This window comes from Selenomonas sp. AE3005 (assembly GCF_000686945.1).
Taxonomy (GTDB): domain Bacteria; phylum Bacillota; class Negativicutes; order Selenomonadales; family Selenomonadaceae; genus Selenomonas_A.
In genome coordinates, this window is record NZ_JMME01000017.1 from 1 (window position 1) to 24,585 (window position 24,585).

At 46.3% G+C, this 24,585-nt stretch carries 28 protein-coding genes; 10 read left to right on the plus strand and 18 right to left on the minus strand.

Translation table 11 applies throughout. The annotated features are described in order from the left end of the window. Positions 1-133: 133 nt before the first annotated feature. From DL94_RS0110325 to DL94_RS0110340, 3 genes are all read right to left on the minus strand, one after another. A complete protein-coding gene (locus DL94_RS0110325) occupies positions 134-1,372 on the minus strand; it encodes an IS256 family transposase (RefSeq protein WP_028128767.1) in 1,239 nt (412 codons plus the stop codon). A gap of 73 nt (positions 1,373-1,445) precedes the next feature. Further along, the gene (locus DL94_RS0110330; protein ID WP_369793724.1) at positions 1,446-2,657 is read right to left on the minus strand and encodes a DNA polymerase IV; all 1,212 of its coding nucleotides are present in this window, start codon (positions 2,655-2,657) and stop codon (positions 1,446-1,448) included. A gap of 113 nt (positions 2,658-2,770) precedes the next feature. Further along, positions 2,771-6,172: a DNA polymerase III subunit alpha gene (locus tag DL94_RS0110340; protein WP_231464647.1), complete on the minus strand. Its 3,402-nt coding sequence runs from the start codon at positions 6,170-6,172 to the stop codon at positions 2,771-2,773. Positions 6,173-6,286: 114 nt separating this feature from the next. Here DL94_RS0110340 and DL94_RS0110345 point away from each other — a divergent pair, with 114 nt between their 5' ends. Further along, on the plus strand, positions 6,287-6,547 hold the full coding sequence (locus DL94_RS0110345; protein WP_028130087.1) for a hypothetical protein: 261 nt from the start codon (positions 6,287-6,289) through the stop codon (positions 6,545-6,547). Between the two features lie 447 nt (positions 6,548-6,994). Here the strand turns inward: DL94_RS0110345 and DL94_RS0110350 are convergent, their stop codons facing one another. Next, complete coding sequence (locus tag DL94_RS0110350) at positions 6,995-7,357, minus strand: LysM peptidoglycan-binding domain-containing protein (RefSeq protein WP_081798802.1); 363 nt, start codon at positions 7,355-7,357, stop codon at positions 6,995-6,997. Then, on the minus strand, positions 7,354-7,581 hold the full coding sequence (locus tag DL94_RS0110355) for a hypothetical protein (protein ID WP_028130089.1): 228 nt from the start codon (positions 7,579-7,581) through the stop codon (positions 7,354-7,356). The genes DL94_RS0110350 and DL94_RS0110355 overlap by 4 nt, the downstream gene beginning before the upstream one ends. A gap of 145 nt (positions 7,582-7,726) precedes the next feature. Here DL94_RS0110355 and DL94_RS16320 point away from each other — a divergent pair, with 145 nt between their 5' ends. Beyond that, positions 7,727-7,873, plus strand: coding sequence for a hypothetical protein (locus tag DL94_RS16320; protein WP_173440063.1), 147 nt, complete (start codon positions 7,727-7,729; stop codon positions 7,871-7,873). Between the two features lie 46 nt (positions 7,874-7,919). Here the strand turns inward: DL94_RS16320 and DL94_RS0110365 are convergent, their stop codons facing one another. From DL94_RS0110365 to DL94_RS14685, 4 genes are read right to left on the minus strand one after another with little or no spacing between them, the layout of a single operon-like run. After that, positions 7,920-8,120, minus strand: a complete 201-nt coding sequence (locus tag DL94_RS0110365; RefSeq protein WP_028130090.1) for a helix-turn-helix domain-containing protein — start codon at positions 8,118-8,120, stop codon at positions 7,920-7,922. Between the two features lie 13 nt (positions 8,121-8,133). Beyond that, positions 8,134-8,472: a hypothetical protein gene (locus DL94_RS0110370; RefSeq protein ID WP_028130091.1), complete on the minus strand. Its 339-nt coding sequence runs from the start codon at positions 8,470-8,472 to the stop codon at positions 8,134-8,136. A gap of 47 nt (positions 8,473-8,519) precedes the next feature. Then, the gene (locus DL94_RS15665) at positions 8,520-9,134 is read right to left on the minus strand and encodes a Rha family transcriptional regulator (RefSeq protein ID WP_072023113.1); all 615 of its coding nucleotides are present in this window, start codon (positions 9,132-9,134) and stop codon (positions 8,520-8,522) included. Next, complete coding sequence (locus DL94_RS14685; RefSeq protein ID WP_051586412.1) at positions 9,131-9,367, minus strand: helix-turn-helix domain-containing protein; 237 nt, start codon at positions 9,365-9,367, stop codon at positions 9,131-9,133. The genes DL94_RS15665 and DL94_RS14685 overlap by 4 nt, the downstream gene beginning before the upstream one ends. 192 nt (positions 9,368-9,559) lie before the next feature. Here DL94_RS14685 and DL94_RS0110385 point away from each other — a divergent pair, with 192 nt between their 5' ends. From DL94_RS0110385 to DL94_RS15875, 7 genes are all read left to right on the plus strand, one after another. Next, positions 9,560-10,402: a helix-turn-helix transcriptional regulator gene (locus DL94_RS0110385; RefSeq protein ID WP_028130092.1), complete on the plus strand. Its 843-nt coding sequence runs from the start codon at positions 9,560-9,562 to the stop codon at positions 10,400-10,402. A gap of 190 nt (positions 10,403-10,592) precedes the next feature. Continuing rightward, entirely contained in the window at positions 10,593-11,306 is a 714-nt protein-coding gene (locus DL94_RS0110390) for a hypothetical protein (RefSeq protein ID WP_028130093.1), read from the plus strand. Between the two features lie 219 nt (positions 11,307-11,525). Then, the gene (locus DL94_RS0110395; protein WP_028130094.1) at positions 11,526-12,485 is read left to right on the plus strand and encodes a restriction endonuclease; all 960 of its coding nucleotides are present in this window, start codon (positions 11,526-11,528) and stop codon (positions 12,483-12,485) included. Between the two features lie 283 nt (positions 12,486-12,768). After that, positions 12,769-12,984 carry an Ada metal-binding domain-containing protein gene (locus tag DL94_RS0110400; protein WP_028130095.1) on the plus strand — a complete coding sequence of 72 codons (216 nt, stop codon included), beginning with the start codon at positions 12,769-12,771 and terminating at the stop codon, positions 12,982-12,984. A gap of 18 nt (positions 12,985-13,002) precedes the next feature. Then, positions 13,003-13,923 carry an Abi family protein gene (locus DL94_RS0110405; protein ID WP_028130096.1) on the plus strand — a complete coding sequence of 307 codons (921 nt, stop codon included), beginning with the start codon at positions 13,003-13,005 and terminating at the stop codon, positions 13,921-13,923. Between the two features lie 252 nt (positions 13,924-14,175). Then, a complete protein-coding gene (locus tag DL94_RS15870; RefSeq protein WP_051586413.1) occupies positions 14,176-14,532 on the plus strand; it encodes a tyrosine-type recombinase/integrase in 357 nt (118 codons plus the stop codon). A 27-nt stretch (positions 14,533-14,559) separates the two neighbouring features. Next, positions 14,560-15,261: a site-specific integrase gene (locus tag DL94_RS15875; protein WP_051586414.1), complete on the plus strand. Its 702-nt coding sequence runs from the start codon at positions 14,560-14,562 to the stop codon at positions 15,259-15,261. 102 nt (positions 15,262-15,363) lie between these two features. On the opposite strand, the gene mtnN is transcribed toward DL94_RS15875, so the two are convergent. Then, on the minus strand, positions 15,364-16,104 hold the full coding sequence (gene mtnN / locus DL94_RS0110415) for a 5'-methylthioadenosine/S-adenosylhomocysteine nucleosidase (protein ID WP_028130097.1): 741 nt from the start codon (positions 16,102-16,104) through the stop codon (positions 15,364-15,366). A 139-nt stretch (positions 16,105-16,243) separates the two neighbouring features. On the opposite strand from mtnN, the gene DL94_RS0110420 reads away from it, so the two are divergent. Continuing rightward, positions 16,244-16,444, plus strand: a complete 201-nt coding sequence (locus tag DL94_RS0110420) for a hypothetical protein (RefSeq protein WP_028130098.1) — start codon at positions 16,244-16,246, stop codon at positions 16,442-16,444. 192 nt (positions 16,445-16,636) lie between these two features. Here DL94_RS0110420 and DL94_RS0110425 read toward each other — a convergent pair whose 3' ends face one another. From DL94_RS0110425 to DL94_RS0110460, 8 genes are all read right to left on the minus strand, one after another. Then, entirely contained in the window at positions 16,637-18,337 is a 1,701-nt protein-coding gene (locus DL94_RS0110425; RefSeq protein WP_028130099.1) for a hypothetical protein, read from the minus strand. A gap of 6 nt (positions 18,338-18,343) precedes the next feature. Beyond that, complete coding sequence (locus DL94_RS0110430) at positions 18,344-19,270, minus strand: AAA family ATPase (RefSeq protein ID WP_051586416.1); 927 nt, start codon at positions 19,268-19,270, stop codon at positions 18,344-18,346. A gap of 32 nt (positions 19,271-19,302) precedes the next feature. After that, positions 19,303-19,794, minus strand: a complete 492-nt coding sequence (locus DL94_RS0110435; protein WP_028130101.1) for a methyltransferase family protein — start codon at positions 19,792-19,794, stop codon at positions 19,303-19,305. 206 nt (positions 19,795-20,000) lie between these two features. Further along, positions 20,001-20,765, minus strand: coding sequence for a C39 family peptidase (locus tag DL94_RS0110440; protein WP_051586417.1), 765 nt, complete (start codon positions 20,763-20,765; stop codon positions 20,001-20,003). A 315-nt stretch (positions 20,766-21,080) separates the two neighbouring features. Then, complete coding sequence (locus tag DL94_RS14695) at positions 21,081-21,497, minus strand: alanine:cation symporter family protein (protein WP_028130103.1); 417 nt, start codon at positions 21,495-21,497, stop codon at positions 21,081-21,083. 146 nt (positions 21,498-21,643) lie between these two features. Next, complete coding sequence (locus DL94_RS16550; protein ID WP_255326889.1) at positions 21,644-21,769, minus strand: hypothetical protein; 126 nt, start codon at positions 21,767-21,769, stop codon at positions 21,644-21,646. Positions 21,770-21,843: 74 nt separating this feature from the next. Next, entirely contained in the window at positions 21,844-23,181 is a 1,338-nt protein-coding gene (locus DL94_RS14700) for an APC family permease (protein ID WP_051586418.1), read from the minus strand. Positions 23,182-23,206: 25 nt separating this feature from the next. Further along, positions 23,207-23,920 carry a gamma-glutamyl-gamma-aminobutyrate hydrolase family protein gene (locus DL94_RS0110460; RefSeq protein ID WP_231464651.1) on the minus strand — a complete coding sequence of 238 codons (714 nt, stop codon included), beginning with the start codon at positions 23,918-23,920 and terminating at the stop codon, positions 23,207-23,209. Between the last annotated feature and the right edge of the window lie 665 nt (positions 23,921-24,585).

Here is a 24,585-nt window from a genome sequence, read left to right on the forward strand (position 1 = left end):
CGAGGCTGTCCCAAATTCTGTGTAAACTCCCTGTAGCAATGTAAAACAGGTATAGTATTTTTTTTCTTTCTATATCGAAGTATAGAAATCCTTTGTCTGCACACCAAGAGATTCTTGGTAGTGCAGGCATTTTTTATTCCGGAATTCTCCCGTCGAAATAAATGGCAAGCTGGGCATGGATAAGGCTCCAGTCTTGGCGGCGTCCTGTCCATTTCCTTGTAATATCCATCATGGCCAGATAAAGCATCTTCAGCAAGCTGTCATCTGTCGGGAATACAGATTTGGCTTTTGTCACTTTCCGTAGTTGGCGGTTAAAGCCTTCAATAGTATTAGTGGTGTAAATCAACTTTCTTAGCTCTTTGGGAAATTTAAAGTAGGTGCTCAAATTAGCCCAGTTATCCTGCCAGGATTGGGAAATCTTGGGATATTTCTTATCCCAACGCTCCGAAAATCGCTCCAATGCAGCCAGGGCAGATGGCTCATCTACCGCTGCGTAAACCTCTTTCAAATCAGCCATAAGTGCCTTGAGGTCTTTGTAGCTGACATATTTGCTGGAATTTCGCAATTGGTGGATAATGCAGTTTTGTATATCTGTCTGTGGGAAAACCGCCTCTATGGCTGCTGAGAAGCCCGTCAGGTTGTCCGTGCAGGCAATGAGGATGTCTTCTACACCACGGTTCCTGAGACTGTTCAGGATGTTGGCCCAGAATTTGGCACTTTCGTTCTCGCCTACCCACATCCCCAGTACATCTTTGTGTCCGTCCATGTCAATGCCAATGGCGATATATACGGCTTTCTTGACAATTTGCCCCTCACTGCGAACATGGTAATGAATGGCATCCATAAACACTACGGCATAAAGGCTTTCCAGTGGACGTTGCTGCCACTCTCTGGCAATCGGCAGTATTTTGTCTGTGATGCGGCTAATGGTGGTGTCTGACACCTCGATACCATATATGTCTCGAACGTGGGATTCAATATCACTGGTAGTCATGCCTTTGGCATACATGGAGAAGATCTTCTCCTCAATATCCTGACTTATGCTGGTCTGGTTCTTTTTGATGAGTTGCGGGTCGAACTCTCCCTTGCGGTCTCTAGGGACAGAGACTTCAACTTCACCAAAGCTGGTGCGAAGGTTCTTTTTGCTATGCCCATTGCGGCTATTGTCGGTATCTTTGTTCTTATAGTCGTACTTACCATAGCCCAGAGATTCATCCATCTCGGTTTCAAGGCCGTTTTCCATAAATTCGGCAATGGTTTCCCTGAACAAGTTCTGGATGTCCTCCATACTGCCAATGTTGCTTGCCTGCAACAACTCCCGAATCTTTGCTCTGCGAGCTTGTTCTTCTGGACTGCGTGTTTTTCTGCTCATGATAAAACCTCCCCAAATGATGCTCCTATTTTACATCACTGGGGAGGTTTACACAAAATCCGGGATAGACTCCTCAATGCCGCGCTTCACTCCCATCAAGTGAAGCGTTTATCTTTTTCAACACCCTTGATTCTCCTAAATGGGCAATCTTATCTTCCCCAAACCTTGCCTTAATTTTGTCAATCGCTGTGTAAAGACGTTCCTTCTTTTGTTTGTTTTCCATCTCAAACAGAGAAATCTCGCTAGGCGCATCAAAACCACTACAACTTACCCCCAGCAGACGTATACCGCTGCCGTAAGGAAGGGAAAATGCCCGAAAGAGGGCTTTTGCCTCCTTAAAGATGTCCTCATCATAGCAAATCGCATCTGAAAGAGTTTTCTGGCGTGTATAGGTGGAAAAATCTCCCAGCCTTATTTTTATCTGCACAGTATGGGCATTCTTGCCACTACGGCGCAACCTCCAGCCGACTTGGGCGGACAAGTAAAGAAGATGTTGTTCCACCTCCTGCCGGGATTGCAAATTTTCCTCAAAGGTGGTTTCTTTGCCAATAGATTGTGCATCCCGTACTGGCTCCACAGGACGGTCATCCTTGCCATTTGCCAGTTCCACAAGATGCCGTGCCAGCCTTTCCCCTACCTGCTTTTGCAGTACATCCTTTCCGGCCCTGGCAATATCTCCTATGTACCTGTACCCAAATGCAGCCAGCCTTTCTTCTGTTTTCTTGCCAACGCCCCAGATTCTCGCTATGGGCAATGGCCAAAGAATGCGTTGAATATCCTCCTGCCTGATTATAACCAGCCCATCAGGTTTTTCCAAATCTGATGCCAGCTTTGCCAGGAACTTGTTGGGCGCAATCCCCACTGAGGCTATCAGTCCCGTTTCTTTCAGGACGGCCTGCTTTAACTTCATGCCATAGTTTCTTGGATTCCCCTTAATAAACCGCTCCATCCCCGTGATATCCAAAAAGCCTTCATCAATAGAAAGCGGCTCTACCAAGGGAGAAAATCGGCTCATAATCTCAAAAATTTGTGCCGATACTGCCTTGTATTGCGGATAATTGCCAGTCAGAAATATTCCCTGCGGACACTTCCGCTTTGCCAAAGCCATGGGCATGGCCGAATGTACCCCGTATTTTCTGGCCTCATATGATGCTGTTGACACCACGCCCCTAGAGGACAGCCCACCAACTATGACGGGTTTCCCACGCAGTTCCGGATTGTCCCTTTGCTCCACCGCTGCAAAAAAGCAGTCCATATCAATATGGAGGATAAGGCGTTCAGCCATTGTCATCCCTCACAATCTTCATCAGAGGAGTCTCATCTGCGGCGATAGTGCTCTTGTCAATACCTGCGCCACCATAAAAGTTCAGCACCTTCAACCTAACTCTCCTGTGCATTCTATCGCTTTTTTACGCCTTTGGCTCCCAGAACCTCTTCCAGCAGCGTCAGTGTTTCCGGGGCGTTATCCAGCCAGTATTGCTCCCCGAGCTTTTGCCAGCGCCCCTGATAGATAAACACAGGATTATGGCCGGGATGCTTTGTTATAATGTCCTTGACTTTCCCCAGCAGTTCCTCATTATCGCCTGCCGGTATCATCAGATAATACTCCGGCGCATAATCAAGCACCGACCAGATTTTATCAGCCAGCAGCTTTACACCATCGTCCTGCACATCCACCTTGCCCTGCATGACGACTGCCATATCCGGCACCAGCAGATTGATATGCTGATAGAACGTCCGTGGGAAAACCGTAACCTCAATCCTGTCGGTGTAATCCTCCAGCGTGACGAAGCACATAGTTTCCCCTTTTTTGGTTGTAATTCGCTTGCATTCAGTAATAAGACCACCGATACGTACCAGCTGCTTATCCTTTACACCGCCGGACAGCAAAACCTCCAGCCGGGGTAAATTTCCCAGTGTTGCCTGGAACTGGTCCAGCGGATGTCCGGTAATATAGAACCCTGTTGTTTCCTTTTCCCAGCTCAGACGGTCCTTCATGTCGGCCTCTGGTATATCCGGCAGTTTTATCTCCGTCGCATCTGCAATGGCAGTCATATCAAACAGTCCCAGCTGACCATTGGCACTATCACGCCGCCGCCGCTGCGCCTCACCTACCACTTTGTCAAGCACCTTCAGCAGCTGGCTGCGCTTGTTCCCCAGTGAGTCAAAAGCACCACATTTTATGAGGCTTTCCGTAACACGTTTGTTAACTGTCCCCATATCCAAAGAGGTACAAAAATCCATCAGCGACGTAAAGGCGCCCTTGTCCTTGCGTGCAGCCATGATTTCCTCAATGGCTGCATCACCGACATTACGTACCGCCGCCAGTCCGAAACGAATAGCCCCTTTGTCTACACTGAAATTCGTCAAGCTGGCGTTGATATCGGGCGGCAGGATTTTAATGCCCATACGGCGCGCCAGTTCAATATACGCTGGTACTTTTGTAGAGTTATCCATAATACTGGTCAGCATTGCTGCCATATATTCTGCCGGATAATGAGCTTTCAGGTAAGCTGTCTGCCAAGCCACCAACGCATACGCCGCACTATGGGACTTATTAAAACCGTAATCGGCAAAATGCGTCAACAAGTCAAAAATTGTATTGGCCAGCTCCGCCTCGATATTGTTGGCCGCACAGCCTTTCAGGAAGTTTTCCTTCTGCGCCATCAGGATTTCATGCTTTTTCTTACCCATGGCACGACGCAACAGGTCAGCTTGTCCCAGCGAGAACCCGGCCAGCACCTGCACAATCTGCATAACCTGCTCTTGATAGAGCACCACACCAAACGTTTCTTTAAGGATAGGTTCCAGCAGCGGGTGCATATAGGTAACTTCCTTGCGTCCATGACGGCCGGCGATGAAGTCCTCCACCATGCCGCTGCCCAAGGGGCCTGGACGGTACAAAGCCACTGTCGGAATGAGGTCAGCAAAGTTCCGCGGTGCAAGGTCCTTCACCAAGGCCGTCATGCCCGAAGATTCCATCTGGAACACAGCCCCCGTGCGGCCCTCACAGAGCATTTTGGCCGTGAGTTCATCTTCCAGGGGAATCTTATTGATATCCACCACTTCGCCCCGTGTACGTTTGATATTATCGAGCGTATCACTGATAACTGTGAGCGTACGCAGCCCCAAAAAGTCCATTTTGAGCAGGCCAAGTTCCTCCACATGGTCCTTGTCAAATTCCGTAACCAGCGTACCTTCCGATACCGATACAGGCAGATATTCCGTCAGCGCCTTTTTCGCAATAACGACGCCAGCGGCATGGGTAGATGAGTGACGCGGCAGCCCCTCAACCTTGCGGGCCAGGTCAATAAGCCGCTTTACCTCCGGCGAACCATCGTAGAGGTCACGGAAGTCCTTGGAACTTTTCAACGCCTTATCAAGCGTCATTTTAAGTTCATTGGGAATCAGCTTTGATATGCCATCTACCTGCGCATAAGGCATATTAAGCGCCCGTCCCACATCGCGCACTGCACCCTTGGCCGCCATGGTACCAAAGGTAACAATCTGCGCTACATGGTCATAACCATAACGTTCCTTAACGTAATCGATGACTTCTTCCCGGCGTATATAGCAGAAGTCGATATCAATATCCGGCATGGTGACACGTTCCGGATTCAAAAAACGCTCAAAGAGCAAATCATACTGCAAGGGGTCAAGATTGGTAATGCCGAGCAGATAGGCCACGATACTGCCGGCAGCCGAACCACGCCCTGGCCCTACGGAAATCCCCTGCTCCCGGGAATGATTGATAAAATCCCAGACAATCAGGAAATAACTGTCATAGCCCATACGATGAATAATGGACAGCTCATAGTCCAGACGTTCCCTTATCTCCGCCGTAATTTCCGGATAACGGTCAGGCAGTGCCTGTTCACACAAAGCGCGCAAATAAGCCTCATCATCTTTATAGGCCTCAGGTATCGGATAGTAAGGCAGCTGAATATGACCAAACTCAAAATCAACCTGACAGCGCTCGGCTATCTTTACGGTATTGCTGATAGCCTCCGGCGTATCCGTAAAAAGTGCCGCCATTTCCGCCGGGGACTTTAGATAATAATCATCGCTGTTAAACCGCATACGCTGGGGATCATCCACCGTCTTGCCCATTTGAATACAGAGCAGAATATCATGGAACTCGCTGTCCTCACGGCGTACATAGTGGCTATCGTTGGTGGCAACAAGGCCAATGCCGTACTTCTGTGCCAGCTCAATCAAGCCCTCATTGGCTGTTCGTTCTTCCGGCAGGCCGTGATTCTGGATTTCGAGAAAGTAATTCTCCTTGCCGAAAATATCTATGTATTCCTGTACAAGCCGGTCAGCCTTTTCCTTATTGTTTTGAATCAAAGCCTGTGGCACATCACCAGCAATACAGGCCGACAAGCAGATAATACCCTCATGATATTTACGCAGAATTTCCTTATCAACACGCGGCTTATAATACATACCCTCAATATTAGCCAGAGACACCAGCTGCACAAGATTTTTATAGCCTGTCTGATTTTCTGCCAGCAAAATCAAATGATAATACTTGACATGGTTGACTTCCTGCCGTTCCTGACGCGGGCCGGGAGCCAGGTAAACCTCACAGCCAATAATGGGTTTTATCCCCTGTTTCTGACACTCTTTATAGAAGTCAATCGTACCGTACATTACACCATGGTCAGTAATAGCCAGGTGTTTCATGCCCAGTTCTTTGGCCCGCCCCACCAAATCCTTGATACGGGCAGCGCCATCCAGCAGACTGAATTCCGTATGCACATGAAGATGGGCAAAATCTATATTACTTGCTGATTCCATAAAAAAGTTCCTTCCTAACGCCAAACGATTATCCTTTAGTATAACATAAAACCTTGCTCCCATGCAGGCACTGATGTTAAAATAATGACAAAGAAGAACGCGAGGTGTTTTGCAGTGACTATACATGGCGCAGTGATTATCGAGCAAGGGGTTACCTTTGCGATTATATCCGTTAAGCAATCTGTTACAATGTATACTGCCAGAATGGTGCAGACGCGCCATGAGCTGGCTCAGTTCTTCCCCAATATGCCCATAATCCTCATGAGTCAGGATAACAACGGCACCCCTCACTATTACGGCCGTAAGGATATTGTGGAATTTCTGAAAACCATACGCTTAGACCAGATACCGTGGAAAGAATATCATATATATTAACGGTACTATTTAGCCCAAACAATTACACCTCATGAAGCCTTATTTTATGCGGTTTTTTGATGGTTGACAAAAGGTCAAAAAATCGCTTTTTGAACATTTTGTGGTCAAAACGTGGTCACGAAACAAGTATATAACAATAAAAGCCTATGCCTGCAAAAACACAGACATAGGCTTTTATTGACATTATTCATTTATTTGATAACCTCCCTATCAATGTGATAAAATAGGCCTATAAAAACCTACTTGCCTGGTTTTTCTGACCGTAGCAGTCCTACCTGCTGCGGTCTTTTATTTTGTTCTTTTTCGGACGGCCGTGTTCCATCGTCTCTCGTCCTACCGCCAGTATCATCTGACGCTCCTCATTAAATACTTTTCGCCCCAAGTGATTACATGCGTCCGGCGGCAATTCGCAGGTTAAGCATCCGCGACCGGGTTTACATCCGGGAATCATCTACTCTCAACCTCCGATTTCTTTATCCAGTAACTGATGGTTACCTTGTCACCGGGATGAACCTGTTCCTTGCTGTCAACCAGCCACGGATTCAGCTCCTTAATCCCTTCTTTGAACTCAAGAATATAGCGCCGCCCGCCAGTATTTTTCTGCAGGTACTCCTCGGAAATACTCCAAAGCGTATCTCCAGGCTGTACCGTGTAGACGGTTTCCACTCTTACCTGGTCGCCGTCGTAAAAGCCAGCGCAAATTACTGCGGCCCCGATAATGGCGGTACTCGCAAGAAACTTTTTCAAGGCTGACTCAATGCCACGTTTGTGAGCCCGCGCCTCTTCGACTTGTTCCCAAAAATCCTTCATAGTGTAACTTCCTCCCTGTTTAATGCCTCCAAAATCTCCGGCTTGCTAAGCCCGGTCAGCTTGGCAAATGCTTTCAGGTAACAGCACCCGCGTCGGGGAGTTATGAACCCCTGCTTTTCGGTGTAGGCGTTGACCTTGGCCACAATACTGCCCGCCCGGGCTCGCTTATAGCCGGTGACCGTCATTACATCTGTTATGCTAAGCAGAACTGTGCTTTTGAACATGCTGACCACCTCCTTATTTCATAATTTATGAACGAGTCGTTCACTCGCCATCGCCTTTTTGACATACAACATATAGTTGTTATTTGACATCTCCACCAATATGTAGTATCATTATCTAGGAACAATAAGAAAGGAGATGAAATACATGGCAGATAATTCTAAAAAAGTTACTTCTGCACGCGCCGCAAGTGCCGCCTCTAAGGTCTTGCGTGACGGTCGTACCAGCAAAGCATCCAAAACTGCTGCTGCCAGTGCCTTAAGCCAGCGCCCGTCAAGCCACAAACGGAAGTAAAGCAAATTTTTATCCCTAAGTCAGAGTGTTGCAGCACCCTGACTTTTTACTTGAAAAAAATCTGTAGTAACTCCTCATCTGCCAACGGAATGACTTCACGCATTACACATAAGTCATCTACCGTAAAGCGAACCGCCCCACGCATTTTTCGTTGCAACGTATCCCGATGAATCCCCATAGCCTTGGCCAGTTTCTCATTCGTCCAGCCATGGTATTTCATCGTCCGCTTCAACAGGTCAATGTCCATCGCCTTTCCTCTCTCACTTCGTTTCAATGGATACAAGTTCATATTGGCTTATCAGTAACAGTGAATCGTCCATCGAGAAGTTAAAGGTTGCTACTCCATGCCCTGCGGAGATAATGTGCATAGCGACTAAGTTTTCTTCGTTGGATAAGTCAAAACACACTCTAAAGTCACCATTTCCAACGTTCATCCCGTGGTGAGCAATGGTCACCGCTTTGCCAATGAAATCATTTACTGCCTCAGTAGTCTCCCTGATGAACGCTTCCGCCTGCTTCTCAAAACCGGACTTTATCTCACCATCATCGGTAACACAGGACAGATACTCACAAAAATCAATTTCCAAAGTCTTCGTCATAAGAATTCCTCCCTCACTTCATCGCTTCCAACACACTCTCGTGCCAGTTAATCACATTCCGTCAACTTGCAATTGACCGCAGCCGGGTCAGGCGTGCCCTTGCCGTTCACTATCCCCAGCGCCTTGGCTATGCCGGTTGGTGTCAGCAAGCCGGGCGTTGCCTCTGCCGGGAGTAAAGTTTGCAGGGGCTCGGTATCAATGCCGTAAGCCTCGCCGACCATCTTCAAGGCCGCCGTTGCCATACCCTTTTTGACGCCGAACACCTCTGCTATTGCGTCCGCCGTACCGCCGATATCCTTAACCGCAGTTTTGATAAGGCGCGTCCGATAATGCGGATTGGGAGCAAGCTTGGGCACTGTGAGCTGTTTTTCCATCTCGTTGAAGGCTTCAATGTACTTGACCTTCCATTCGAGCGCCTTCTTGCCATTGAAGCCCATAACCAGCAAAGAAAATCCGTCTCGGTTCATAAGATACATAGGGAACTTCTGCCCCCGGTATTCGTGCTCCGTCTCGTAGAAAAATTTAGTGGCTGATTTTTGAGCTACTAAAATTTCGCTTATAGAACGAAGCACATTTTTGTGCTCTTTCCCAAACACTTCCGCTACCCGACGGCTGTCCGTTACAATCTGATTGTTGCTGACTTCGACTAATGAATTACTCATGCAGTTGCCTCCTTTACTGCCCCAACGCTGTTTACCGGTTCTCCCGCGAACAAATATCCGTAATCCATATCCGGGAAGAATTTGTCGTGGATGATGAGCGCTTCTTGAATTGAGATATTGCCCTTACCTCTCAGCTTGGCATCCAGCCATGCCGGATTACGACCAACCGCCGCAGCTACCTGAGCGTAGCTAAGACCGTAACGGGCCATCTCTGCCTTTAGATTTGGAAACATTTTTGATTACCTACTTACGAATTTCGGACCGATTTCCCGTTGTAATACGAGCTTCGTTATCCATGGCTATAATATAATACGAGTTCCGTATAATATCAACCCCTATTCTCGAATAAATACGAAAATACCCACTTGATATTTACGGGAAACCGTAGAAATGTTATAATGTAGCCATGAAAGAAGGCGATAATAATGACACCTAGTGAAAAAATAAAAATATGTTTAGACATGAAAAACCTTAAACGAAAAGACCTAGCTGAGGCGTCTGGTATGTCCCCATCTTCGGTTTCAGACTTTCTAAATGGTAAGACCACCAAATTGGATATAACAAAAGCCCAGAGCATTGCAAACACTCTGGGCTGTACTCTCAATTATTTAGTTGGCGATGACACGATGCACATGGAATTAGGTGCGGCACTCAAGTCCGAGCGCGTGGAACGCGGGGAAACCACTGACGTTGTTTCCCTTAACACCAAAATCCCCGAGGCTCTAATTCTGAAATACGAATCCGGGGATGAAGAGGTCAGTGAGTTCCTGCTTGGCAAACTGTGCGAGCACTATGACCTGTCAATAGTGGAATTCCTGCAGAAGTATGACCTTTATGACGAATACATCCCGCCTCAGTTCAACGGAGACGCTGAAGAATACGAGACATTTCGGCGGGCTGAACGTGAGGACGCGCTCAAATCATCTGCCGGATACCCGGAGCTTAAGGACATAATCAATAAGGGGATGTATGTGGTTAATGGCTATCCTGCACGACGCACTTACAGGAATCACCTTCAGTCAACCATTGAAATGATTTATCACTTTTTGGATAGGAGCGTTTCTTTTCCGCCCCGCGACGAAGCCGATGCAAAGGAAGCCTTTGAGGAATTGGTCACGATTTACAAGAGATATGGCACGAGCAAGGATATCGAAGTATTAAATCAAATGATTGAAGGATTCCCCTCCAGTATGAGCTATGAAGAAAAATTCGAAGCAGTTATGGAGCCTTACCACAAAGCAATTATCGATAACGAGCATTTTGAATAACCAACACCATCCACGATACCTGCCGCATCTCCTACCAAGCCGCCGGCATAAAATCGAATTGCCTCAGCCGCATCGAGCGCTACTACCTCCACGACATCGACTACCGCTTGATGGAGCAGTTCCATATAGAATTAAATGGGAATAACAAAAATCCGCCCGGATGGACGGCTAGAGAAAGAAGCGGATATTATTGGCTACCATTCAGGATCATATACGGTTATCAACAAATACGTACCCAATTTTCGAAATGGCGGAAACTATTCAGCGCATCTACAATCCGCTGGCACTAAAGGCATTTCAGAACGCCATTCAGATACCCTGCGCTTCACTGGCTATGCAAACTGCTGCGATTACAGCTCAGCTTACGCAGGCGCAGGCTATAACAGCCGAGGCATTTCGCCCCGATATTGAGGCTGTTGCAATGTGCCAACAACCATATATGTCCATGATTGCAGCAATGACTGAATACAAAAGAACGCTGGCACATATTTCCAGAATCCCCGAGCTGATGAAGATTCAAAATACAATTCTCCAATTAGAACATTTCATCCCAGCCGTTATAATGCCTCCTGCACTATCAAATGTATCAACACTGCTCCCTGCTTTAGAATATCTTCACACTGAACAGCCGGATTCTTATCAACAGATTGATACCATTTTGTCTGTTGAATTGAATGAAAAAACTTCTATTGAGCAATACATTCAAAACCTGTTGTTGAAGATTAAAGATACAGCTATTGTTAAAATATCTGATTTGCCCCAATATCTGTTTGGGTTAGCACAATCTTTAGATTTAGTCTCACCTTTCGTTGATGAGCCCGCGAGAACCAGTATCGACCAGTTAAATTCACTTCTTATTGTACTGGCGTATGTAATTCTTCAAAACATCCCAAAAAGCAAGTAATATCATCAAATAAGCTGCAGTTTTCCAAGGATTTACCGACATTCTTATAATTGTAGCTGCAGCCATAGCTACTATGACAATATGGATTATAAGCTTGTACATTATTCTCCCTCACTTTCTGCAATATCATCACCTATATTATACCATTTTATTGCAAAAAGTGACCATAAATATAAACCACCCCGATGGGTGGCTGTAAAGAAAGGATATGTAAAATCAATGCAATTATCTCTTTTTTCTAATGAAGACCTCCCTCGCAACTACTGGTTTGTTCGAACAGCAGGCGAGAAATATTATCGCGAGTTCAAAGATAAGGCCTATATTGCGATAAACTGGAATGATTTTACTAATCTCGATGACATAATAGCTCTTACACGAAGACAACTAAAAAATAAAGTAAAAGAACACTATGAAAAGGAAAAACGTCCTGGTGTCGCTGCAGCGCAAATGCAAACCTTCGTTGGCACAATGAAGAAGAATGATATTGTCCTCATTCCCAACAGTAGGTCTCGAGAGATTTCTTTTGGTATTATTACGTCTGACGCTTACATTCACCCCACTGATAAAATTCAAGAAGGTGAATGTCCTTTTCGAAAACGCCGTAATATTAAATGGATAAAGAAGGTTGCCCGTGTAGACCTTGATCCTTATTTATACAGCCTAATCAATACGCACCATTCAATTTCGAGTGCAAATAAATGCAGCAATTTTATAAACAGAACATTGTTTGATTTCTATGGTAATGATGAAGAGACTCATCTCATATTTAACGTTACTACTCATGAGCCTATCAAGAACTCTGAACTACGCGTTTTAATGAACAGCATCTATGGCGTAGCTGAGATATTCAATAATGCGCACCCAGAATTATCCGTAGACATGGATGATGTTATCTTTAAAGCTAGTGTTAATTCGCCAGGTCCTATCGAATGGGTAGGAAAAAAGAAGAATATGGTTTTTGTTCTTGCACTTCTTCACTTTTTCGTTGGCGGAACGCTTGACGTCGGTCCAGTTCATTGGGAAACCAAAGGGGTTATTGGCTACGCGATGGATGCTTACAAGGAATATAATGATAACCATCTAAAGGAAATGGAGCTAACTAAAAAGGTCCTTGAAGAAAAACTGCCAGTTCCTAAACAAGGTATCCAGGAACTACAGGCTTCCAACAAAGACCTCTAACCACCATCATTTATACGGCGACGAAATGGTGAAGAAATTTATCAGAATGACAAGTGATACTGTTATCCCGATAAGATTTCTATAGACAGGCTTTAACAAGCCCTTACAAAAACGTTTCAGCGGAATATCAACAAGTACCCACAACAGATAAAAGACTAACAAAAATGTGATGGCGCATGACAAATAGTGCATTACTAACATGATAACCATCCCCCTTTATCACCATTATAGCGAGCTGTATATAGAAAATCTAGTAGCTTGCAATAAAAAAGGAAGGATTCCCATGTTCAAGAAAATAGCTTTGGCCACGCTGGCCGCTGTCTGTGTATCAATAGCTACCCCTGCCTTGGCATCTGACTACCTCGGCAACCCGAAGTCGATGAAGTTCCACTACTCCAACTGCTCCACGATAAAGCATCCGGAAAGGTTCGTGGAGTTCAGCACCCGTGATGATGCCATTGCCGCGGGGTATGTACCGTGCAAGCGGTGCAATCCGTAAAACAAAGGACGTGATTATATGTCAGGTGGAAGACTACTGACGCTCGATGAACAAATAGAACATCTAAAAGCAAAAGGGATAACTTTCCAATCCTATACGGAAGATGCGGCAAAGCACTTCCTGTCAGAGCATAACTATCTCACAAAAGTTTCTGCATACAGAAAAAACTATACCCAACACCCGGCAGGGCCAAACCAAGGGAAATATGTTCGTTTGGATTTTGCCCACTTGGTTGACCTATCAACAATCGACATGCATCTTCGTTACTTGATTCTTGACTTGTGCCTTGACATCGAGCATTCCATAAAAACATTCTTGATTAACGATGCCCTGGCAAATCCGGATGAAGATGGTTACCATATTGTGGATAAATTTTTGCAATACCATCCAGATTTTTTGGACGAGGCAGACCGTAAGATGCAGGACAGCTACTGCCACGATTTCTATTTCAATAATAGAGACCATCTCCCCCTCTGGGTGCTTATGGAGGTAATCTCCTTTGGAGAACTCATCAGCTTATACAAGTTGTACTACTCTATATACCCAGACAGACCTGCTCCGTTTTCAGGAAAATTGTTGGACAACGTTCGTAATTTGAGAAATGCCTCTGCACATAGCAATTGCTTAATTTGCCACTTAAACCGCGAAGGCAAAATCAACAAAGTGGCCTTAACAAAGGCATCTATTGCTTTTCCTTGGATGACCACCTCTTACCGACGTCGCTACATTAGAAAGCAATTTACACAAGATTTTACTGTCTTATTAATGGCTCATAAGTCGCTAGTAACCAGTGAAGGCCTCCACACCAAGGCCAGAGAAAAGTTGCGTAACCTATTTTTCAAAAGAATGCGGCGCCATTCAAACTATTACTCACGTAACCCTTCAATTACAGAGGCCTATAATTATTGTCGGAAAATTATTTTATTGTATTTCAACTGAACAATATTGACAACAGCCACAAGATGAGATATTATATAGCTACAACGAAAACCGAACGGTTTTAGACGGCGCGTATTCTCATCCGAGGATATGTGCCTTATTTTTTTACATCTAAATACAAAAAGCCGCCCCCTGCTACCAACAGAAGACGGCTCCCGCGCTAGGCCCCCGTAGGTGTTACTGCACTCTCTGATTACAGTATACCACCAGCTGGGCCTTTTGACTACACTTTTACGAAAGGCCGGTGATAGTATGCCTGCGTATAAAGACGAAGCCCGAGGCATATGGTACTGCCGTTTCCGCTATACCGACTATACCGGAGAGAAGCACGAGACCACAAAGTGGGGCTTTAAGACCAAGAAGGCCGCACTACAGTACGAAACTGAATTCAAGGCACAATCCGGTGATACTGCCAAGCTGACCATGAATGCCCTGTGTGACGCCTATCTGAAGGATAGGAAGGTTAATCTAAAAGCCAGCACATACAGGGGAACGGAAAAAATCATCAATTCTCATATCCGCACGGCTTTCGGCCGACGTCCAGTCAATGAGATAAGCAAGCTGGATATCCGGCAGTGGCAAAATGACCTGCTGCAAAAGCAGGCGTAAAACAGCCGGCCCTATGCCCCCAGCACATTGCGGCAGATAAATATTCAGCTGAATGCGGTCTTTAACTACGCCGTGAAATATTATGACCTTGCCAAGAACCCCACCAAGGCCGTGGACACCATTGGCAAAAGGCAAAAGCGGCAGGCTTTTGGGTCCTTGGAAGAATTTTCCAAGGTCATTGCTCAGGTAGACAAGCCGGAGCTGAAACTTGCCTACTTACTGCTTTTTTACAGCGGAATGCGTATTGGGGAGCTGCTGGCGCTCTCCCCTGCTGATTTCGATTTTACAGCCGGCACCATCAATATCAGCAAAAGCGTTATGATGTCCACGGGTAAGGTAACCACGCCCAAAACGCCGTACAGTGTCCGTGTGGTGTCTATGCCGCCCGCCCTGATGAAAGAGGTGCAGGACTATATAAACCACTTTATGGAGCCGCCTGAGCGGATTTTCACATACTCACAAAAAGTATATCGTGACTATTTGAAACGCTACGCCATAAAAGCAGGTGTGCCGCCCATCCACGTTCATGACCTGCGGCATTCCCATGCCAGCTACCTCATCCATAACAATGTTCCCGTGACCACCATAAGCCGGCGTCTGGGGCACGCCAATGCCAGTGTTACCCTATCGGTATATTCCCATATGTACGAGGAATCTGCCGGTGATGTTGCGGTCATGCTCGAAAAAGCATTTATTTGCGGTCAAAACGTGGTCACAGAAGGAAAATAAGAATCAGAGTTCCTTATAAATAAAGGGCTGACGAGAAAAGTGAAAGAATATCATATCTACTAAAAATGCCCTGGGGCTGCTCCCCAAGGCATTTCTTTTATATTATATAATATTCTGCACCACGTTCAGTACGAAATTCTGGCACACATGGGCAGCCTCAGGCTGGAACTCTGCGTCACTGAATTCCGTATTCGCTATGATACGGATTCCTAAAAAGGGAACAGCATATTGCCGGCAAATCATCGCGGCGGCATGCACTTCCATTTCCTCACATGACGAACCAAAGTTTTCATGGAAATACAACAGCCGTTCCTTTTGCCGCGTCCAGCTGTTGCAGCTGGCAATACAGCCATCAACTACGCTGCCACGGGTATAAGACACGGCGGTTTTATGTGCTGCCGCCAACAGCCCCTCATCACCGGGACAATAAACCTCCTGCGGATAAAAAGCCTTCGTATGCTGGTCATAGGCATACCCGCCCATCAGCTCCATGTTCCGCCAGTCTGTTTTATCTTCCTTGGCCGTACGATAAGAACTGGCGTCAAAGGATTGTTTGCCCAGCACAATATCAAAAGCCTGCAATTCCGGGTCATGTCCGCCGGCCGTTCCCTGACTGATTACCGCAGCAGGTTTAAAATGCTCTATGCCTAAAACCGTAGCGGCTGCAGCATTTGCCGCACCGATGGAAGTTACTGCCACGACCAGCGGTACATTCTTATACATTCCTTCGACAAAACGCCACGTGCCAAACAGATATTCCCGTGGCTGCTCCAGCGAGGCTATAAGCAGCTCCGTTTCCATGTCCATGGCACCTTCTATCATAACTTTTGTTTTTTTCATCATCTTCTCCTGCTATGTACATAAAACAATATTGAATGTTTAAGCATTCGCCACAAACATTCGCTATTCCTTTAAAATCCACATCTTGACAAATCAACAGCCATCATTCACTATTACTGTTAGAGGGGAGTTGTTCATCTATATGGAAATCTTACGCTACGTAGTAAATATTATTTGCTTTATCGCCTTATTCATTACACTGGAAATCGTTTGGGCCAATGTAAAAAACCACTGGCAGGCCAAAAATTTGTTAGGCTGTGCCGAATACCTGCTGGGCGGTGTGGCTGTGCTGGTCGTTCTCATCGCCATCAGTGACGCCCTGAACAGCATGCTGCTCCAGTAAGCCAGACAGTAAAAGATTCGTTATACGCAAAAACGCAGGTTGTTAAACCTGCGTTTTTATCATAATTTCCTTTACCTGCAAAGCTTCCCCACTGTTGAAGGTATTGTGTGTATATAATCACTTCCCCAAGTGACATGGATTATTATACGATTAGCTGATGTAAAATAAAATAATCCGAAAGTATACTATTCTTTACGAACTACCACTAAGGTGGTATATTTTTTTCTCCAACATATCCCCAACTTTTTGTGCCATGTCAGACAGCGACTGCAGGATAACGTAATCCGCACCATAAATTCTTTGCGCCGGTGCTGTGACTAACGGCGTAGCCAGGACGCTGTTTATAAGCGCTGCCACTTGTATGCCCTGTTGGCGAAGTTCTTTTACGGCGTCCCTGGTATCATTCCAGGCTGGTTCTCCCCCATAATTTTTCTGGGGTCTCAGACCTTGGCCCGGAATAGCATTTTCATCGCTGGGGTCAGCGTCACTCAAAATAAACAGCAGTCTTTTGCCACCTGCAGGCTGCCATAATTCCGGCAGTGCACGCAAGGCCAGGCCGTCCCTGTTCCAGCCCTGTGTCTTGTAAGCAAAAATCCCTTGCGCCGACTTTTCCCCAAAGTCCTTTAATCGGTGCATCACCGTACAGCCATCCTGACTAAAAAAAGATACCACAGCCAATGATATCCCCACTTGTCCCAAAGCCTCCGCCAGCAGATATGCCTGACTGGCTATAATCCCCTGTCGTCCTTCCCGGGAGGCCGAACCGTCCAACAGCAGCATAACGGAAAAATCTCCCTGCAGGACAGGTTCCACGGCCGCGAATACCCGAGTATCATGCAGGATTACGCCACGCCATAACCTGTCTACAGCCAGCCTGCCGCTGCGTGCCGGCAATTTCACTGGCCGACGACACAAGAGCAAAGCATTCTGCAGACGCCTGGCTAAAGCACGCAATTCAGTAGCAAAGCACGCCTTGTGCCGGCAATAATAATCCCTGTTTTCCTGACAAACCTCGCCTGGCTCACCAGTAAACCACAGCCCCACCTGCCGATGAAATCCCTGGCAATAACGAAACGCAATTTCTGCCCGGCGTTCCTGGGAAAAAAGCGGCTTACCATAACGCTCCGTCAGTTCCTTGTCGCCCTTGATTACCTTTCTGCCGACCAAAAAGGCTTTTGACATGTCAGTCCCGTTGGCGGCCGCCTCATTCACCAACAGCCGCTGCCAATGCTCTGGTGCCTCGTTCCCCTGTGGCCAAAACTTTTTCAGCAGTTTCAGCAGCCAGGAATTGCCATAAAAATGAATTACAGTCCGTGGCTTATTATACCAATGACCGCAGAAAAACTTCCGGATAATTTCTTCCATAGCCGCAATCAGTTCTTCTGTAGACAGGCTGCCTGTAAAAACCAGTGCCTGGTAAAGCCCCTTTTCCCAAGGATTCAGTAAGCCTGCCGGCTGCGCTAAAATCTCCCGGCATCTGGCAGATTTCAAGGTATGCACCAGTTCCTGCCTGAGCATTAGCTGCTGCAGGGAAATATCAACCGACGCTGATTCTGTCAAAAATTGCCGGGCATGGCGGCAGCGTAATTCTCTCAGCACTGGCCGGCAAGGCAATTCCCGTTCATAGGCCGCATTTTCCAGCCCCAGCCAAAAGAGCTCTGTAAACAGTTCACCAAAGAGAGATTTATCCAGTTTTCCATGCAGATAGGCTGTCAGCTTTTCCCTGTCATAGTGACGGCATACCAGACCGACAATGGAATTTAAATATATATCCGGCTCCCCGTTTTGTTGGTAGGCTAAAAAATCCGGCCAAAAGTCATACTGGCCAGCAGCCGCCCATACAATATTCAATGCCCGTTTCTGCCTTTGAATGTGCAGGCTTTCGTATGTCATACTGACTCACTCCACAAACAGGTCTTTTCTCCCCCAGTCAGGAGGAACACGCAGGGCCAGCAAATCCTTCACCAATGCCCGTTCCTGAACATCAAAACACTTTCCCGTCAACCCCATAGACAAAGCCTCTTCTGCCGTGAGTCCCTGACGGACAAGCCGCACGGCGTCCAGCAGGCCGCGCAGGTCTACAGCCCGGCCTGATATTTCCCTGGCCTCATATTTTGTACGCAAGTCAAGGAACAAGGCGGCTAAGGTGTCGGCGGCCTCTGTACGCAAATCTGCAAATTCATAGGTCAAAAGTTCCCGCAGCTCCTGCGCCCCTGGCACAGGCAGGTTAAGCACCACAAACCGGGACAACAGGGCCTCATTAAGTTCGCGTGTTCCCTCGTAGCCATAATTCATCGTCCCGATAATGCGGGCCGCAGGGTGTAAGCACAGCCGGTCATATCCCGGCACTTCCAGCTGCCGTCTATGGTCAAGCAGGGAATGCAGTACCGCCAGCGCCTCATTTCTGGCCATATTTATTTCGTCCAAAATGCAGATTCCGCCGGCTGTTACACACTCATATACCGGGCCCGGTCGAAAACATACTGCGCCTTCCCGAAAGGTATCCATACCAATCAGGTACGCCGCGTCCACATCGATATGAAAGGACACATTCCAGGCCGGCCTGCCGAGCAGCCAGGCTAGATTATCCGCCAAAATATTTTTACCCACAGCCTTAGGCCCGACCAGCAGCAAGTTCGCTCCTGCCAGCAGCGCAGCTACAGCCTTGGCCAGAATATCCCGGCCAAAATACGGAAAGCGCGGCTTATTGACCTGCCGCTGTCCCTGCCATGGATATTGCTCACGAAAAGCGCCCGCCGCTGTAAGCAATTCCGGACGCAGTTCCTGTTTGGCAAAAAAAGAATCTATATCCTCAGCTGCCACCATTTAGCACCTCCCCAGCTTGCATAAGCTGCTCTTTATTTTCCCTGGCGCTTGCCACGAAAATCAGGCAGCCACATCGGAACACTATCCCTGTACGCCCTGTAATCCTGGCCAAAACGTTCCAGCAGCCTCTTTTCTTCTACCGTCTTAAAGTACACACAGTTAATAACGAAAAAGATAAGCGCATATATAAAAATACAGCAGCTGCTAAAAAGCAACGCCTCGGATAACAGGATAAACAGTATTCCTAATATCATGGGATTGCGCACTCTTTTGTACGGCCCCTGTATGACGAGCCGTTCAGGCGGTGCCCACGGCGAAAGTGTCCCTTTGCCCACATTATGAAAAAGCAATGTGGTCTTGATAAACAAGCCAAATCCCCCACAGAAAAATATAATGCCTAAAACGAGCTGCGCCCCAGCCGGCATGGACCACTGATAACCTGTATACCATAACAGCAGGGCCGGTATTATGACTGTTACATTAAAGGGCAATAGTAGAATTGCCTTTAGCCAAGCGCCTTTCATATAATACTATCCTTTCTGAAATTACGGACCAGCAACAACTTTCTTCCTTGTAATATTCTTGAAGAATCGGGATTTACCTGCTGCCTATATCACAACAGATAATCTACCTCCCTGTACCCATAACTATATCCCCCTCACATTTTTATGGCTTTGCCATCTGCTATAGACAGTAAGATATTTGCATATGAAAATTTGCCAGACTCGCATTATTTCGGATAAGCAATAATCCATGGCTGATAGCGTTCTTTTTCGGGGAGCATGGAATGGTCAAACCACATGGAGAAGAATTTTTCGGCATTTCCTACAGTATAGCCATCCTGATAATGGTCACAGGTATCGTAAGGGTCAACAAAGATGAGCATGTCATCCAAAGGCGATTCCGTCCCCATATTGTCATAGCCGATAATCACACGCCAATGACCACCCCACTCCACATTTTCCACCAAAACAGGACGACCATGTGATAGTGGTTCCATCAGAAAAATCCTAAAATCTTCAAAGCGGCTGATTTTATCTGTGTTCAAACCGCATTTTACGTTCCAGCCTATATTCTGGAAAAAGTTCACCATATTTTTCAAACTTGTACCAATGGGATAACCCTGTGTTTTCATCGCTTTTGTCAAGGACATTTCGTCATAATCCTTATTGCCATACCAGTAAAGCACGGTAAGGGCAGCTGCTGGTCCACAGGTATATTCTCTAGTCTGTTGATAGGTCGGATAATGCGCCAGTACAATGCGACGGCCAATAATGGTTTTCATTTCATAGATATCCAAATGCTTGAAGTAAGGAGAATCGGCATGATTTATCTCTGTTGGTGCCGAAGATGCGCCTTCCGTCTTGGTATTCAATCCAGCAGGATAGGGAATTACACGCACCTCATCCGTATTGGCAGCAAGCGCTGTTCCCATACTCAGCGCACCTGCCAGCAGGCAGGCGGTGATAGCTTTTGGCCAATGTTTCTTGAACATCTTTCATTCTCCTCTTTTCGTTAGTTTGTTATTGGAATTCATTCCATCTTGGGATAGGCAGAAATCTGACTCGCTCCCATCTTCCTTCATTCTGCAAACAGGCAGCATTATCCTTTGTTTACCAAACTTTTCTAAGCAGTACGGAAAATCAGTCACATGAAATAAAGTCCTGCTGATGCTATCCGGCACCAATAGGACTCTTTTTTCATACTGACGATTTCCCCGCAATGGCTCATCTCAATTAATCAAGATTTTATAAAAAATGCTTTGTTTCTTGCCCAAGCCGCAATAGACGCTATATCACTCGGAGCAGTCCTACAGCATGTAGTAGATTTTGTACAGTGGCATGAGACTTTTATTGAATTTGGTATCCCCCAGGGCATAATTCACCGACTTTTCACAGGTATAATACATGCCAATAATGGTTGTCCACGCCAATACCGCTATGACCAAAGCGGTCATCTTTCCTCCCACAGCCCCATACACATTGCTGAAGGCTACAGTGGTAAGGGTACCTGATGTTGCCTCACTGGTGTAGTAAGAACCTGTAATGATGATAGTAAAAGCTGTTATTGAACAGATAATCATGGTGTCCAGGAAAACCTCTCCCCATCCCCACAAAGATTGTCTCACAGGATGATCGGTCTTAGCCGTAGCATGGGCAATCATCCCATAACCTGTGCCCACATCATTGGAATAGATGCCTCTGGCCACACAGACCAGAAATTCCAAAAGCTTCGTTCATCGACCCGACCACGGCTTCTGTTTGCACACTGCATGTCCAAGGCCCAAACAGAAAACAGAACACCGCCAGCACCACAGCTCCCCGTTTCCAGCCGAATGCATTCTTAAGCACAAAGGATCTATCGCAAACAAATTCATCCATGGAATCCTGGTAATAAACGAATAGACAATATTATCCCAGTACCAATCAAAATGACGGTCATGGGGGTTCCCCAAACAAGTTCATCTATGGCATAAAGCCAATGTGCAATTTCTTCCATATCCTGCCTCCCTTTATTTAGCCGATCTTTGATTAGAATACATATAATTGCTCGTTCTGCATTGATACAGTTATTTATCTACCTGCTGTGCTCTCTACGGGAACGCCTTCATTATTATCTTGTTCATTTGCCCCTTGCTTTGACAGATATTGTTTTTTCATCAAAAAGTAAAAAGGAATACCTACTACAAGCCCCCCAAGACCAAAGATAATCTTATCTATATCTGCCTGCAGAAGCAGCCAAATACTAACAGCAATCGAAACTACAGGGAACAGCGGGCCAAACGGAGCTTGCAAAGAGCTTGGCGCTTCCGGGTGACGGTGGCGCAGAACCAAAACAGCCAGGCAGCTGGGAAGATATTGGGCAAAGCGTGAAACCACGCTGATAGCAGCCAAGGTAGTGAACGAGCCGGACAGCGCAATCAGTATGCCCACAACCGTAGAAAATATAATCGCCACATATGGTGTCCCCCAACGGCTATAGCGCGATAAAACCGGCGGCAGCATTTTATCATCAGCAATAGCGACAATTACCCTGGGGGTCAAAAAAGATGAAGCCATGTTGATGCCGCCGATGGATACTAACGTGCCAGCAGTTACCAATGCCAAACCAACCGGGCCAAAAATATAAGCTGCTGCCGTCGCAATCGGCGTCTTGGTCTCACTTAATCCTGCCCCCAAAACGCCAATGGAAACCGTCTGTATCAAGAAATAAAATACCGATACGACCAACATGACCATAACAATTGCGCGTGGCAGATTTTTCTTGGGATTTTCCATATCCTCTGCCGCTTCAGCAATGGCCTCAAAACCCGTGAATGCATAGATTATCAACAACGCAGCTGCACCAAAGGAGAATTCTTCAGCTGCAGCCGCCGTTCCCCATTCCAGATTATTGCCCTGAAGGCAGAACAATCCTGCCGCGATAAACAGAACCAACGGCAACAATTTCCCCACTGTTACCAGATTGTTCACGGCTTTAGACAATTTTACACCAAAAATATTCATAAGTCCTAAAGAGCCCATAAGGAGCACAATGATGAAGTTTTTCACCAAAGGGATCCCCGCCTCTGGATATATGGCGGCTAATGCCGTTGCAAAACCATTGGACATCGCCGCCCAGGCAATAATGCTGATAGCAGCCTTCATAAAGCCAACCTCGAAACCGATGAAGTTGCCAAAAGCTGCCTTGGCATAAATATAAGGGCCGCCATTACGCGTGAATAAACCGCTTAGTTCCGCAAAGCACAAAGCCAGTGAAATAGCCAGAAAAGCATCAAACAGAATAACCAGCAAAGAATAACTGCCGGACAATGCATACGCCTTGTTGGGAAGCAGGAAAATACCTGAACCGATGATAGCGTTAATCCCCAACAAAACTATACTCCAAAAGCCAAATTTCTCTCTTACCATAAAAATCCCCCTCTACAAGCAAATATTATGTCTTAGACACAAACGATTTGAACAAAGCAAGCATCTTTTCCTGCCGATGCATCATCTCCGGGTGCCATTGCACGCCTGCAGCAAACGGCCCATCCACTGATTCAATGCCCTCGACAGTCCCATCAGCCGCCCAAGCAACTGCTCTAAACATATCAGCAATTTTCTTTATGGACATATGATGAAAGGAATTGGTTTCAGTTTTAGTTCCAAATATAGAATAAAGCCATGAATCTTCTAAGAACGAAACCGTATGGGTAGCCTGCGCAGGATTACTGCCCTGCCAGTGTCTGACATAACATTTATCAGCTTCACTGCAATCCTGATATAAGCTTCCCCCTGCTTCTACATTCAGTATTTGCAGGCCACGACAAATGCCCAGTACCGGCAGCCCCAAGCGTCTTGCTGTTTTTATCAATAGCAGGTCAAAATCATCCCTTTCCTTGAGTGTTTCTCCCAACAACTTATGTGGCTCCTCTGCAAACAGCAACGGATTTACATCATAGCCACCGGTAATTATCAGGCCATCAACCACAGACAGCTGTCGTTCAACACATTCAGCATCAGACAAAACCGGCAAAACCAGTGGTACAGCTCCAGCAGCTTTTACGGCGGCCACATAATCATGGTTCACATAGGCTCGGGGATATCCTGGGAACATACCCGCTGCATCAAACATCAAATTTCCCCCAATGCCGATGATTTTTTTCACCAATCAAACCTCCCTCGTATACAGTTAAATCGTTAGTCATGCGCCTTTGCAGAATCCTAAAACAAAAGAGGCTTTGCATAGGAAATACTACTCCCACTGCAAAACCTCTGGTTGTCCAGTCAGTTCCCACATCTTGCGATGTGTCTATATTACAACTTTACACCTATTATGTCAATAGGTGTAGTAATCTATATTATTATTTGTTTAACTAGCAAGCAACACTTTATACCTAAAGTGAATCATAGTTCGGTGAAACTCCGAATTTTATAAAGCCTAGCAATCCAGCCGCCTATAAATCTCCGATGATACTAATGGGCACTGCCACGGGTTCACAAATAATATATTTTTCCCGGAATTGATAATCCATGATATTGACTTGCCAGACTATGCTATAATAATTTCAGTTATACAATAAACAAAAAATTATGCTACAGGAAACCACAGGCTATATCATTTGCAGCACAGCCCACAAAATTCTCTAGTTCATGACTAGAGCTCTAGCCGATTATGACATTCCCCCGGAACACTTGACTATGACTTTATGCAGGAATCCGCGTCTGGGCTGACGGCTGACGAATTGGCCAGCTTTACCAAAACACTTATCATACCGGAAGAAAAATCACGGTTAGGCTGTGAATTCTTTCTCGACGTACTATTTTACCAGG